This is a genomic window from Vibrio hepatarius, from assembly GCF_043642085.1.
Lineage (GTDB): Bacteria > Pseudomonadota > Gammaproteobacteria > Enterobacterales > Vibrionaceae > Vibrio > Vibrio hepatarius_C.
In genome coordinates this window covers 103,183-117,403 of record NZ_JBHZSA010000009.1, presented here as the reverse complement: position 1 = coordinate 117,403, position 14,221 = coordinate 103,183, and the positions used below count along the sequence as shown (strand labels likewise).

The 14,221-nt window shown below is 46.1% G+C and carries 11 protein-coding genes and 2 tRNA genes; 3 read left to right on the top strand and 10 right to left on the bottom strand.

Annotation, left to right across the window (positions count from 1 at the left end):
- Position 1 precedes the first annotated feature (1 nt).
- The 8 genes from ACHUFZ_RS16725 to pncC all read right to left on the bottom strand — a co-directional run bounded on the left by ACHUFZ_RS16725 (position 2) and on the right by pncC (position 7,079).
- Positions 2-75, bottom strand: a tRNA-Arg gene (locus tag ACHUFZ_RS16725).
- Positions 76-135: 60 nt separating this feature from the next.
- A tRNA-Ser gene (locus ACHUFZ_RS16720) sits at positions 136-228 on the bottom strand.
- 183 nt (positions 229-411) lie between these two features.
- A complete protein-coding gene (gene csrA / locus ACHUFZ_RS16715) occupies positions 412-609 on the bottom strand; it encodes a carbon storage regulator CsrA (protein ID WP_004415691.1) in 198 nt (65 codons plus the stop codon).
- 92 nt (positions 610-701) lie between these two features.
- Positions 702-1,889 carry an aspartate kinase gene (locus ACHUFZ_RS16710; protein ID WP_134835014.1) on the bottom strand — a complete coding sequence of 396 codons (1,188 nt, stop codon included), beginning with the start codon at positions 1,887-1,889 and terminating at the stop codon, positions 702-704.
- A gap of 196 nt (positions 1,890-2,085) precedes the next feature.
- A complete protein-coding gene (gene alaS, locus ACHUFZ_RS16705) occupies positions 2,086-4,668 on the bottom strand; it encodes an alanine--tRNA ligase (protein ID WP_394128028.1) in 2,583 nt (860 codons plus the stop codon).
- Positions 4,669-4,810: 142 nt separating this feature from the next.
- Positions 4,811-5,275, bottom strand: a complete 465-nt coding sequence (recX, locus tag ACHUFZ_RS16700) for a recombination regulator RecX (RefSeq protein ID WP_134835016.1) — start codon at positions 5,273-5,275, stop codon at positions 4,811-4,813.
- 73 nt (positions 5,276-5,348) lie between these two features.
- Positions 5,349-6,395 (bottom strand): recombinase RecA, encoded by a 1,047-nt coding sequence (gene recA, locus ACHUFZ_RS16695; protein ID WP_134835017.1) that lies wholly within the window; start codon positions 6,393-6,395, stop codon positions 5,349-5,351.
- A gap of 192 nt (positions 6,396-6,587) precedes the next feature.
- Positions 6,588-7,079 carry a nicotinamide-nucleotide amidase gene (gene pncC / locus ACHUFZ_RS16690; RefSeq protein ID WP_394128027.1) on the bottom strand — a complete coding sequence of 164 codons (492 nt, stop codon included), beginning with the start codon at positions 7,077-7,079 and terminating at the stop codon, positions 6,588-6,590.
- Positions 7,080-7,205: 126 nt separating this feature from the next.
- Between pncC and mutS the strand changes: the two genes are divergently transcribed.
- Positions 7,206-9,743, top strand: a complete 2,538-nt coding sequence (gene mutS / locus ACHUFZ_RS16685; protein WP_394128040.1) for a DNA mismatch repair protein MutS — start codon at positions 7,206-7,208, stop codon at positions 9,741-9,743.
- A 60-nt stretch (positions 9,744-9,803) separates the two neighbouring features.
- On the opposite strand, the gene lptG is transcribed toward mutS, so the two are convergent.
- Together lptG and lptF are read right to left on the bottom strand one after the other, a co-directional pair.
- Positions 9,804-10,874 (bottom strand): LPS export ABC transporter permease LptG, encoded by a 1,071-nt coding sequence (gene lptG / locus ACHUFZ_RS16680; RefSeq protein ID WP_394128026.1) that lies wholly within the window; start codon positions 10,872-10,874, stop codon positions 9,804-9,806.
- A 3-nt stretch (positions 10,875-10,877) separates the two neighbouring features.
- A complete protein-coding gene (lptF, locus tag ACHUFZ_RS16675; protein WP_394128025.1) occupies positions 10,878-11,984 on the bottom strand; it encodes an LPS export ABC transporter permease LptF in 1,107 nt (368 codons plus the stop codon).
- 191 nt (positions 11,985-12,175) lie between these two features.
- Between lptF and pepA the strand changes: the two genes are divergently transcribed.
- Positions 12,176-13,684: a leucyl aminopeptidase gene (gene pepA / locus ACHUFZ_RS16670; RefSeq protein ID WP_394128024.1), complete on the top strand. Its 1,509-nt coding sequence runs from the start codon at positions 12,176-12,178 to the stop codon at positions 13,682-13,684.
- Positions 13,685-13,753: 69 nt separating this feature from the next.
- On the top strand, positions 13,754-14,203 hold the full coding sequence (locus ACHUFZ_RS16665) for a DNA polymerase III subunit chi (protein WP_394128023.1): 450 nt from the start codon (positions 13,754-13,756) through the stop codon (positions 14,201-14,203).
- The last annotated feature ends 18 nt before the right edge of the window (positions 14,204-14,221 follow it).

Sequence of the window (14,221 nt, the reverse complement as noted above, 5' to 3'; positions counted from 1 at the left end):
GCGCGTCCTGGAGGATTCGAACCTCCGACCGCCTGGTTCGTAGCCAGGTACTCTATCCAGCTGAGCTAAGGACGCGCTGTGCTTTCTTGCTAAAGAAAGTTGTTTTAAAGCTCTTCAAAAGAAGAAGTGCAAGAATGGCGGTGAAGGAGGGATTCGAACCCTCGATACGGTATCAAGCCGTATACTCCCTTAGCAGGGGAGCGCCTTCAGCCTCTCGGCCACCTCACCGTCTTGCGGAGGCACATATTACGATTTACCAAAAATATGTCAAACATTTTCTTGGCAAAAATAGCAAAAAGTCTTTCAACCGTTGGCTATTTAATCAAAGCGGTGCTAATTCGCTCTTTTTCCTATAAATAGATGCCGTTCACATACAAAAAAGGCTGACAAACTGTCAGCCTCTCTTTGTAATTAGTAGTTGCCAGATGCAACGTTACCATTACCTTTTTCTGCCTGAATGCGCATGTAAATTTCTTCACGGTGAACAGACACTTCTTTCGGTGCATTTACACCGATACGTACTTGGTTACCTTTAACACCTAGTACAGTTACTGTTACTTCATCACCGATCATTAGAGTTTCGCCAACGCGGCGAGTTAAAATTAGCATTCTGTGCTCCTTGAGTAATCTCTGATTTATCTTGCTACGAGGCTATTATCCAACAAAAGTTATATTTTCGTAAACTCAATTGTGGCTCGAATCTAGCCTAAAAAGGCATGTTTTTGCAGGCAATCGACTGCCTCTGCAGAAGTTATGTAAGCATCATGCAGTATGTTAGCCGCTTTGTCGACACATTCTGGTAACAGTATCAACATAAGTGACTGACTACTCACCGCATAATGTTTGACATGAATACCTTGCTCAGTGAGCAGAGCAAATGACCTTTCAACCAGTCCTTCGACTTTTAGGCCCACAGCGGTCAGTAAACTTACTGTCTCACTATTACGGATTTTGTCTTTGAAAACCAGTTCCAGTTTTGAATAAGCATCACCTTTTACAACAACACCTATCCATTCTGGATGCTCGATCACATTCCAGATAGTCACACCCAACATCTGACACTGCTTTTTCAATCCACATAGCATGTCTGGCTCGATTTGAATCAAGCACATATCACGCTGAATCGCGACACCGCACACTGAGGCTAAACACTCCTGCCCTTTCACCAAGCTACCGCCATCAGTATCAAAGGTGGAAAGAACACGCAGAGGGACATTATGCTGCCATGCGTACTGAACCGATGGCAGGTGCAAAACTTTGGCACCTTTACGTGCCATCTCTTCCATCGACGGGAAGTCAATCACGTCGAGCTTCTGAGCATTAGGAACAACACGTGGGTCACAGGTATAGATACCATCGACATCGGTAAAGATTTGACACTCTGCCGCGTTGAGCGCGCCAGCAAGTGTGACAGCACTGGTATCAGAACCACCTCTGCCTAACGTAGTGATATCCCCATTTTCATTGATACCTTGAAAGCCAGCCACAATAACAATTTGGTCTTGCGCTAATAGCTGGTTTATCACGGTAGTATCAATGTGTTTAATCGTCGCATCATTGTGATTGTTATCCGTCACAATGCTTGCTTGAGCTCCGGTAAGTGAGCGAGCTGAATAGCCCATTTTATTCAGTGCCATTGCCAATAATGCCATAGACACTTGCTCACCAGCAGAGAGCAAAACATCAAGTTCACGTGCGGTAGGAACACTATCTACCTGTTTAGCTAAATCCATCAATCTGTTGGTTTCACCAGACATTGCAGATACAACTACGACAACTTGATTACCATCATCTTTCGCCTTAATGATGTGTTTAGCAACCGTATGGATCCTTTCAATAGAACCCACCGATGTTCCGCCAAACTTTTGCACGATAAGGGGCTTGTTCACCAGTCTTCACCTTCCCGAGAGCAAAGTCTCATTCGAACCACATTCAATATGTTGAATATTGCCTGTAGTAGTAATAACAAAAACCAAGTCATTTAATCAGCACTTGGTATATGAGCCAATTAAACCACTTGGTTAGGACAAAAAAATTACGCTCAATCAAACAAGTGATTGAGCGCAAATATTTATAAAGTTTGATTTATAGGCGTTCTTCTAGCCATGGTTGCACAGACTGAATAGCATCAGGCAGTGCAGCAACATCAGTACCACCTGCTTGAGCCATGTCTGGACGACCACCACCTTTACCACCAACTTGCTCAGCAACCATCTTAACTAGGTCGCCCGCTTTCACTTTGCCAATAAGATCTTTAGTTACGCCAGCAATTAGGCCAATCTTATCGTCGTTGATGTTAGCCAGTAGAATCACACCACTACCTACTTGGTTTTTGATGTCATCAACCATAGTACGTAGGTTCTTGTTATCCGCACCTTCTAGAGCAGCAACTAACACTTTAGTACCGTTGATATCCTGAACTTTACCCATGATGTTTGCGCTTTCCGCAGCAGCCATCTTGTCTTTAAGCTTCTGGATCTCTTTCTCTAGAGATTTCGCCTTTTGCGCCGACTCAACAAGCTTCTCTTCGTATTTAGCTTGTTGTTCTTCGATCGCATCTAGTGCTGCTTCGCCAGTCACCGCTTCGATACGACGGATACCTGCTGCGATACCACCTTCAGAGGTAATCTTAAACAGACCAATATCGCCCGTGTTAGAAGCGTGGATACCACCACAAAGCTCCGTTGAGAACTCGCCCATAGACAGTACGCGAACTTCGTCATCGTACTTCTCACCGAACAGGGCCATTGCACCTTTCTGCTTAGCAGATTCGATGTCCATGATGTTAGTTTCAATCACGTGGTTGCGACGAACTTGAGCATTCACAAGACGCTCAACTTCTTTCAGTTCCGCTGGCGTTACTGCTTCTAGGTTCGAGAAGTCGAAACGTAGGTTTTCAGGTTTAACAAGCGAACCTTTCTGCGCAACGTGCTCACCAAGTACTTGGCGTAGAGCTGCGTGAAGTAAGTGTGTTGCTGAGTGGTTTAGAGAGATAGCCGCGCGACGCTCTGCATCTACAACCGCTTCAACTTCATCACCTTTCGCGAGTACACCTTCCGCTAGGACGCCGTGGTGCGCAATTGCATTACCTAATTTCTGAGTGTCTTCTACCTTGAATAGACCTGACTCAGTTTTAAGAACACCAGCATCACCACACTGACCGCCTGATTCTGCGTAGAATGGTGTTTCACTAAGGATGATGATCGCTTTGTCACCTGCCGATAGAGAGTCAGCCGCTTCACCTGCAACGAAGATTTCAGCCACGTTGCTGTTACCTTGAGTACCTGCGTAACCACAGAATTCAGTTTCAGCTTTGGTTTTGATCGTTGCGTTGTAGTCGGTACCAAATTGGCCGGCTTCACGAGCGCGTTGACGCTGCTCTTCCATCGCTTTCTCAAAACCCGCTTCATCGATAGTGAAATCACGCTCACGAGCAACGTCGTTAGTTAAATCAGCTGGGAAACCGTAAGTATCGTAAAGCTTAAATACCGTTTCACCGTCAAGTTCTTTGCCTTCAAGTGCATCCAGTGCTTCATTCAGGATAACCATTCCGCGCTCTAGTGTGCGACCAAAGTTCTCTTCTTCGATGCGAAGGACTTTTTCCACAACGGCTTGTTGCTTCTTCAGTTCATCAGCAGCAGAGCCCATCACTTCAGCCAATACGCCGACAAGTTTATGGAAGAATACGCCTTGTGCGCCTAGCTTGTTACCGTGACGAACTGCACGACGAATAATACGACGTAGAACGTAACCGCGACCTTCGTTTGAAGGCATCACGCCATCAGCGATTAGGAATGAACAAGAACGGATATGGTCAGCAATAACGCGAAGTGATTGGTTTGATAGATCTTCATGACCAACAACTTCTGCAGTCGCTTTGATTAGCTTTTGGAATACATCGATTTCGTAGTTTGAGTGAACGCCCTGCATGATTGCAGAAATACGCTCAATACCCATGCCTGTATCAACTGCAGGCTTAGGTAATGGTTCCATCGTGCCATCAGCATGACGGTTGAACTGCATGAATACGTTGTTCCAGATCTCGATGAAACGGTCACCGTCTTCTTCAGGCGTGCCTGGACGACCACCCCAGATGTGTTCACCGTGATCGTAGAAGATTTCAGTACATGGACCACAAGGACCTGTGTCACCCATCGTCCAGAAGTTATCTGATTCGAACTGCTTACCGCCTTCTTTGTCACCGATACGAACGATACGATCAGCAGGAACACCTACTTTTTTGTTCCAGATATCGAATGCTTCGTCATCTGTCTCATATACCGTTACCAATAGACGATCTTTTGGCAGTTGTAGCGTTTCAGTTAGGAATTCCCAAGCAAAAGCAATCGCATCTTCTTTGAAGTAATCACCAAAGCTGAAGTTACCTAGCATTTCGAAGAAAGTATGGTGACGAGCTGTAAAACCAACGTTCTCAAGGTCGTTATGTTTACCACCCGCACGTACACAACGCTGAGCCGTAGTTGCTCGTGTGTAGGCACGCTTTTCGGCGCCTAAGAAGCAATCTTTAAATTGGTTCATACCTGCGTTTGTGAATAGCAGGGTTGGATCGTTATGTGGAACCAACGATGAACTGTCTACGATTTGGTGTCCTTTGCTTTCAAAGAACTTAAGGAACGCGTTACGAACCTCATCAGTGCTCATGTACATGCAGCTCTTCCTGAAAATAGTCGAGTTAGAATTTTGCGCTATTGTAGATCATGGTTAACGCTACGACTAGTTTTCTTGCATAAAAGAGCTTTTTGCTTGAGGAACTGAAACTAAATAGTCAAATTGAAGGGAGTTTTTGCTCTCAATCCTCACTTTCTGAACTGAGTGCATAGCTGATTTGCTCAAAGCTATAACCGCGATATTGGAGAAAACGCACCTGCTTTGCGTACTCTTTTTGGTCTTTTGCCTTAATTCCTTTAAATTTCTTCTCTGCAGCACTTTTGGCCAGTTCAAACCAATCCTGCGGTTCTTCTTCCATGGCTTTTTCTATCACTGATTCAGAAACACGCTTTTGATTTAGCTCTTGGCGAATGCGGCGCTCACCATGCCCTTTATAGACATGCTGTCTCACTTGGCTCTTAGCGTAACGAAGATCATCTAAGTAATTATGATCTAAGCAAAAATTAATCGCTTCTTGGATGGCATCATCTTCATAACCTTTCAAGCTAAGTTTCTGATACATCTCATATTCACCATGATCACGGCGACTGAGCAGTTGAATAGCGGCTTCTTTACTCGACAGTGTTGGTGGTTTTCTTTGGAACATGTCGGATTAAATTCTCATATTCTAAATACGACAAAGCCCCGCATAAGCAGGGCTTTAAATTCAAAAGGCAGTGTTATAGCTCTTCTTGCTCAGGCATTTGGCCTAGTTCAGCGTCATCCGGCTGAACTTCTGCTGGTGAAAGCAGCATTTCACGCAGTTTAGAATCGATAGTCTTAGCCGCTTCAGTATTCTCACGTAGGAACTTACCTGCGTTCGCTTTACCTTGACCGATCTTATCGCCATTGTAGCTGTACCATGCACCCGCTTTTTCGATTAGCTTGTGCTTAACACCTAAGTCAATTAGCTCACCTTCACGGTTGAAGCCTTGGCCATATAGAATTTGGGTTTCTGCTTGCTTAAATGGTGCAGCGATCTTGTTCTTCACAACCTTGATGCGAGTTTCGTTACCGACAACTTCATCACCTTCTTTGATTGAACCAGTACGGCGAATATCAAGACGAACTGATGCGTAGAACTTAAGTGCGTTACCACCTGTTGTTGTTTCTGGGTTACCAAACATCACACCAATCTTCATACGGATTTGGTTGATGAAGATACACATACAGTTAGACTGCTTCAGGTTACCTGTTAGCTTACGCATAGCTTGAGAAAGCATACGCGCTTGAAGACCCATGTGGCTGTCGCCCATTTCGCCTTCGATTTCCGCTTTAGGCGTTAGAGCTGCAACCGAGTCAACAACCATTACGTCGATAGCACCTGAACGAGCTAGCGCGTCACAGATTTCCAGTGCTTGCTCACCAGTGTCTGGCTGAGAAACTAGCAGTGCATCAATATCAACACCAAGCTTCTTCGCGTAAACAGGATCAAGTGCATGCTCAGCATCGATAAACGCACAAGTTTTACCTTGTTTTTGCGCCGCGGCGATACACTCAAGAGTTAGCGTCGTTTTACCCGATGATTCAGGACCGTAGATTTCTACGATACGACCCATCGGAAGGCCACCAGCACCTAGGGCGATATCAAGAGAAAGTGAACCTGTAGAGATTGTTTCTACGTCCATTGCGCGGTTGTCACCAAGGCGCATGATTGAACCTTTACCGAATTGCTTTTCAATCTGACCTAGCGCAGCGGCGAGCGCTTTCTGTTTGTTCTCGTCCATCACTTTCTCCAAATGATTCATCTTGTACTGATGATTATCGATCTAAATTCTTCCGTTCAGTCGTATACTCTGAACAATCAATGAAAGTCATTATACTGTTGATTCATACAGTGTCTATAGCTGTATGGTTTTTTTTTGCTTTTTAGTGATATCCAACTGATTTTTAATAACTTAAAATTCATCAGTTAGTTTTTAATCTCGGCTAACCAGTTCTTCATACAGTACTGTCAGTGCACACTCTACCGCCTTACTTCGTACCTCAGCCCTATCACCCAAAAAACAATACGTTGCTACTTTCTGCCAGCCTTGTTTATCTGCCCAAGCAAAGCAAACTGTACCGACAGGCTTGGCTTCGGTTCCACCTCCAGGCCCGGCAATACCACTAATCGAAACACCAATATTGGCATGCGAATGCTTCAAAGCGCCTTGCACCATTTCGACCACGGTTTGTTCACTCACCGCACCATGTTGTTCAAGGGTATCGTTCCCGACACCAAGCATCTCCATCTTGGCTTCATTGCTGTAAGTAATAAACGCGCGGTCAAACCAAGCGGAACTGCCAGCGATGTCTGTAATTGCCGTAGCAACACCTCCACCAGTACAAGACTCAGCTGTCGTCATCACCAATTGGTGTTGCTCAAGTAAGTTTCCGAGTTGCTTTGCCTGATTTTGCTGTGATTCCATGTCCAAATCCCCTTTTGCATCTTTTCGCTCACTGGCTATTCACGTATCCTAAGCCGCAATAGAAATAAACGAAAGATTTTGCCTGTGAAAGCGTTACCTGAGAAAGAAAAGCAAAAACATACTCCCATGATGCAGCAGTACCTCAAGCTAAAAGCTGAGAACCCCGACATCATGTTGTTCTATCGCATGGGCGATTTCTACGAGCTTTTCTATGACGATGCCAAACGCGCCTCTCAATTACTCGATATTTCACTGACTAAACGCGGCGCTTCTGCTGGTGAGCCGATCCCGATGGCGGGTGTACCTTTCCACGCGGTTGAAGGCTATTTAGCAAAGCTGGTTCAGCTTGGTGAGTCGGTGGCGATTTGTGAGCAAATTGGCGACCCAGCAACCAGCAAAGGACCCGTTGAACGCGCCGTGGTACGTATTGTCACTCCAGGTACCGTTACCGATGAAGCACTGCTATCAGAGCGTTTAGACAACCTTATCGCGGCGATTTACTACCATAACGGTAAATTTGGCTACGCAACACTTGATGTCACTTCTGGTCGCTTCCAGCTTATGGAGCCAGAAACCGAAGAAGCGATGGCGGCAGAGCTACAACGCACATCTCCACGCGAGCTGCTGTTCCCAGAAGACTTTGAGCCAGTGCATCTGATGTCTGCGCGCAACGGTAATCGTCGTCGCCCTGTATGGGAGTTTGAACTCGATACCGCTAAGCAGCAGCTCAACCAACAATTTGGTACTCGTGATCTGGTTGGCTTCGGCGTTGAAAATGCAAAGCTTGGTTTATGTGCCGCTGGCTGTTTGATCCAGTACGTTAAAGATACTCAACGTACTGCCCTACCTCATATTCGTTCGTTGACGTTTGATCGCCAAGATCACTCGGTGATTTTAGATGCCGCTACTCGACGTAACCTCGAGATTACTCAGAACTTAGCTGGCGGTAATGACAATACCTTGGCTGAAGTAATGGACCACACAGCAACCGCGATGGGTAGCCGAATGCTAAAGCGTTGGCTGCACCAGCCTATGCGCGACATTGATACGCTCAACCATCGCCTTGATGCGATTTCAGAACTTAAAGATCAAGCTCTGTTTGGCGACTTACACCCAGTACTTAAGCAAATTGGCGATATTGAACGTATTCTGGCTCGTTTGGCGCTGCGTAGTGCGCGTCCACGCGACATGGCTCGCCTGCGCTTTGCGATGCAGCAATTGCCGGAACTGTCTGAACTGATGGGCTCACTCAACCATTCATACCTAGCCAAGTTAGCGCAATATGCTGCGCCTATGGATGAAGTTTGTGAGCTATTGGAGCGCGCCATTAAAGAGAACCCACCGGTTGTTATTCGTGATGGCGGTGTCATTGCCGAAGGTTACAACGCTGAACTAGATGAGTGGCGTAAACTGGCTGACGGTGCCACTGAATACTTAGAGCAGATGGAACAAGATGAACGTGAACGTCACGGCATCGATTCTCTCAAGGTTGGCTACAATAATGTCCATGGCTTCTTTATTCAGGTCAGCCGTGGTCAAAGCCACTTAGTACCGCCACATTATGTTCGCCGTCAAACGCTAAAGAATGCTGAGCGTTACATCATTCCCGAGCTTAAAGAACACGAAGATAAAGTACTTAACTCTAAATCCAAAGCATTAGCTCTGGAAAAACGACTTTGGGAAGAGCTGTTTGACTTACTTTTACCGCATCTTGAGCAGTTGCAAAACTTAGCCTCTGCGGTTTCGCAAATTGATGTACTGCAGAACCTAGCCGAGCGCGCGGATAGTCTTGATTACTGCCGACCTCAGTTAACCAAAGAGCCGGGTATTCATATTCAAGCGGGTCGCCACCCTGTAGTTGAGCAAGTGATGGACGAACCGTTTATCGCTAACCCAATTGACTTAAATCCACAGCGTAAGATGTTGATTATTACCGGTCCAAACATGGGTGGTAAGTCGACCTATATGCGTCAAACAGCACTTATCGCACTGATGGCGCATATTGGTTCATACGTACCTGCAGAGTCAGCTCAGATTGGCTCGGTGGATCGTATCTTCACTCGTATTGGCGCATCAGATGACTTAGCTTCAGGTCGTTCAACCTTTATGGTCGAGATGACAGAGACGGCCAATATCCTACACAACGCCACAGCCAACAGCTTAGTGTTAATGGATGAGATCGGTCGTGGTACCAGTACTTATGATGGTCTCTCTCTTGCTTGGGCAAGTGCTGAGTGGCTAGCTAAAGAGTTAGGTTCAATGACCTTATTTGCCACTCACTATTTTGAACTTACTGAGCTGCCAAATCAGATCCCACACTTAGCTAATGTTCACTTAGATGCCGTCGAGCATGGTGATAGCATTGCCTTTATGCATGCGGTGCAAGAAGGTGCAGCGAGCAAATCGTACGGCCTAGCGGTGGCTGGTTTAGCTGGCGTGCCTAAGAGCGTGATTAAGAATGCACGAGCTAAGTTGACTCAGCTTGAACAACTAGGTCAAAACGAAGCATCGTCAGCACCAAGCAGTGCGGTAGATATTGCTAACCAGTTATGTCTGATTCCGGAGCCAAGTGAAGTGGAAGAAGCGCTGGCCAATATCGATCCGGATGACTTGACTCCACGTCAGGCGTTGGAAGAGTTGTACCGCTTGAAAAAGCTTCTTTAAGAGCGCACATAAACAAAAACGGCAGCCTAGTTAGGCTGCCGTTTTTTATTGGGTCTGTTGCTACAGTTTTCGTCGCAACAACATCAATGCAATGGTTAAGAACACAATACTTGGCATCACCGCACCAAACACAGGTGGAATGTTATATACCAAACTTAGCGGGCCGAAGAACTCACTGGAGATATAGAAGGTAAAGCCCGCTATCACACCAGAAAGAATACGCGCGCCCATGGTTACGCTACGTAGTGGACCAAAGATGAACGACAGCGCCATCAGCATCATTACCGCGATAGAAAATGGCTGAGTCACCTTACGCCAAAACGCCAATTCATAACGAGAAGGATCTTGCTCTGACGCTTTCAGGTAACTGACGTAATCGTATAAGCCACCTAATGAAAGCTCTTCCGGTTTCACCGTCACCACCGCAAGCTTGTCCGGTGCTAACGAGGTTGTCCAACTGTACTCAGGAAGGGTATGCTTGGAAATCTCAATTTCATCGACCATTTCCGTCAACTGAACATCTTTCATCGTCCAAGTGTTGTCAGAGACATAATCAACTCGTTTAGCATGAACTACACTCTCTAGGCGTTTGTTCTCATCAAAACGCCACATGTTCATGCCATAGATGGTGTCATCTTCCACTTTTCCGATAAAGATAAAGTCGTTGGCGTCGCGCGCCCATACCCCAGTTCTCACTGATAATAGTGCACCACCAGAAGTAGATATTGCACGAAGATCACGAGCCGCTTTCTGTGCTTGCGGCGCACCCCACTGACCCAGTAGCGTCACCATAATCATTAACGGGACTGCGGTTTTCAATACCGAAAGGCCGATATCTAGCTTAGAGAAACCTGCCGCCTGCATAACCACAAGCTCAGAGCTTGATGCCAACATGCCTAAACCAATCAAAGCGCCTAACAGAGCTGCCATTGGGAAGAACATTTCGATATCACGCGGAATACTCAGTAGCACGTAAAGTAGCGCTTGCAGCAAATCATAAGTGCCTTGGCCCACTTTACGTAGCTGCTCAACGTATTTGATAATCGCAGACAGGCCAACAAAGGTCGCCAGAACTAAAGAAGTAGTGGCAATGATGGTCTTGCCGATATACAGATCGAGAATTTTAAACACGACTTACGCTGCCTTATTCTTTCTTTGTCTTAGTTTATCTTTAAAGCGGCGAACAGGAATACTGTCCATCGAGTTAATACCGATTGCCGTCAACAGCAGTGCTGCGTTAATTGGCCACATGCCGACCATAATAGGAATTGAACCATCCTCTAACGCTGACTTAGTCGCACTGATCGATAGGAAATACGCTAAATAGATCAAAATCGCAGGTCCCATCTTGGCAAAACGTCCCTGACGAGGGTTAACTGCAGATAATGGTACCACCAGCATCGTCAGTAGTGGGATACAAACTACCAGAGAGATTCGCCACTGCAGCTCAGCTTGAGCGCGTGGATCAGGATTTTTCATCAGCTCCAGAGTCGGTAGCGCTTCCCAGTCTCGACCTTTACGTTTTACGTCTCGTTGACCGATAAGACCTTCATATTGGTCAAACTCCGTCACCATATAGTCAATACGAGTTGGGACACCTTCATAGCGAGTACCGTCGGACATACGAATCACTTGGCGACCGTCACTGAGCTCTTTCACTTCGCCTGACTGAGAAAAAGAGACACTCGGCAAAATCGAATCACGCGGGCGCATCTGAGCAACGAACACATGTTTTAACTGTTTGCCATCGATATCATCGATAAAAACCACTGAAGATCCGTCCGGTGTACCTTGGAACTGGCCTTTTTTCAGCAGGTCAACACTGTTTTCCGCTTCCACCTCTTCTTGAAGCTGAACCAGCTTATCTTGACTGTATGGCGCAAAGTAGAACGAGTTAAAGCCAGCAATTAAACCGGTAATCACCGCTAGGTATAGCGCAGCACGGATCAGGAATTTATTACCAATCCCTGTCGCGTTCATCACGGTAATTTCACTTTCCGCGTATAAGCGGCCAAATGTCAGCAAAATACCTAAGAATAAACTTAGCGGCAGCATCAATAATCCCATCGATGGCATACTCAATGCGACATAATGCATGACCAAACTTGCCGGGATATCACCATCGGAGGCATCAGCCAGTACTTTGATCAATTTTTGGCTGAGGAACACTAAAAACAGGATAAAAAATATCGCTAATTGACTCTTCAGTGTCTCGCGGATCAAATATCTAACAATAATCACGCTGAAATTACCTATACAAAACTTGTTTTTTTAATTGAATCACTATAATTTCCCGTTGAACCTTTTATTTTTAAATTTTTTGGCTAACTGTTAATACGCTTATTTAAAGATAGTTCCGAGTAAGGAATCAACAAGTAAGATGGCATTATCTAACATTTAGTTCTATTTGTCTTCAGGATGTAGGAGTACGCATGGAGTTCAGTGTAAAAAGTGGCAGTCCAGAGAAACAGCGCAGCGCGTGTATCGTTGTAGGCGTGTTCGAGCCACGTCGCCTTTCTCCAGTTGCCGAGCAGCTAGATAAAATCAGTGACGGCTATATCAGCTCATTGCTTCGCCGCGGTGACCTGGAAGGTAAACCGGGGCAAATGCTCCTGCTTCACCAAGTACCAGGAGTGCTATCTGAGCGCGTTCTACTCGTCGGTTGTGGCAAAGAGCGTGAGCTAGGCGAGCGCCAGTACAAAGAAATTATTCAAAAGACCATCAACACGCTTAACGAAACAGGTTCGATGGAAGCAGTATGTTTCCTAACTGAACTGCACGTTAAAGGCCGTGACACATACTGGAAAGTACGTCAGGCAGTTGAAGCAACGAAAGACGGTCTTTACACATTCGATCAATTCAAGAGTGTCAAACCTGAAACACGTCGTCCACTACGTAAGCTAGTATTCAACGTACCTACTCGCCGTGAATTAAACCTTGGCGAAAAAGCGATCGCACACGGTCTTGCAATCTCTTCTGGTGTAAAAGCGTCGAAAGACCTTGGCAACATGCCACCAAACATCGCCAACCCTGCTTACCTAGCTTCTCAAGCACGTCGCCTAGCGGATGACTACGAGACAGTAACGACGAAAATCATTGGTGAGCAAGAGATGGAAAAACTGGGTATGACTTCATACCTAGCAGTAGGTCGTGGCTCTAAAAACGAATCTATGATGTCTATCATGGAGTACAAGGGCAACCCAGATTCAGATGCGAAACCAATCGTTCTGGTTGGTAAAGGTCTAACCTTCGATTCAGGCGGTATTTCACTTAAGCCAGGCGAAGGTATGGATGAGATGAAGTACGACATGTGTGGTGCAGCATCGGTATTCGGTACCATGAAAGCGCTGGCTAAGCTGAACCTACCAATTAATGTTATTGGTGTTCTAGCAGGCTGTGAAAACATGCCAGGCAGCAACGCTTACCGTCCAGGTGACATCCTAACCACTATGTCTGGACAAACTGTTGAAGTGCTAAACACGGATGCTGAAGGTCGTCTAGTACTGTGTGATGCACTGACTTACGTTGAGCGCTTTGAACCTGAGTGTGTGGTTGATGTAGCAACGCTAACGGGTGCATGTGTTATCGCACTAGGCCACCACATCAGCGGCGTTATCTCAAACCATAACCCTCTATCTCACGAACTGGTTAACGCTTCTGAGCAAGCAAGCGACCGTGCATGGCGTCTACCAATGGCAGACGAGTATCACGAGCAGCTGAAGAGCCCATTTGCGGATATGGCAAACATCGGCGGCCGCCCTGGCGGTACTATCACTGCGGGTTGTTTCCTATCTAAGTTCGCGAAGAAATACCACTGGGCGCACATCGACATCGCAGGTACTGCGTGGAAGTCTGGTGCTGCGAAAGGCTCAACGGGCCGTCCAGTCTCAATGCTTGTCCAATTCTTGCTCAACCGCAGTGGCCAAGACGCAGAGGAATAATCCTCACATTGTTTAAAAGGGCCGCAAGGCCCTTTTTTGTATCTCTCGAGTAAGTAGACTGAGACAAGCATGGCAAACGCGACGTTTTACATCATCACTCCCGATTCTCCTCAGACGAAAGCTGAAGGGTTTGGTGAGTATGTATTGTTTCTTGCTAAGCACTTTGCCAAACAAAACGCTAAGGTTTATCTCAACTGCCATGACAAAGCTCATGCTGAACAGATCGCTGAATTGTTCTGGCAAGTCGATGCCAATGAGTTTATCGCCCATAATCTCGTTGGCGAAGGGCCGAAATATGCAACCAACGTTGAAATCGGCTACCAAGGAGTGAGGCCTTCTTGGAATAGACAATTAGTAATAAATTTGGCGGAAAATGATACAACCTTTGCGAACAAGTTTGCTGAGGTGGTAGACTTCGTCCCTTGCGAAGAAAAAGCCAAGCAACTGGCGCGAGAAAGATATAAAATCTACCGCCAAGCAGGCTACCAGCTACAAACGATCGAGATCGCACACAGCTAGCAGCAACAAAATATGCAA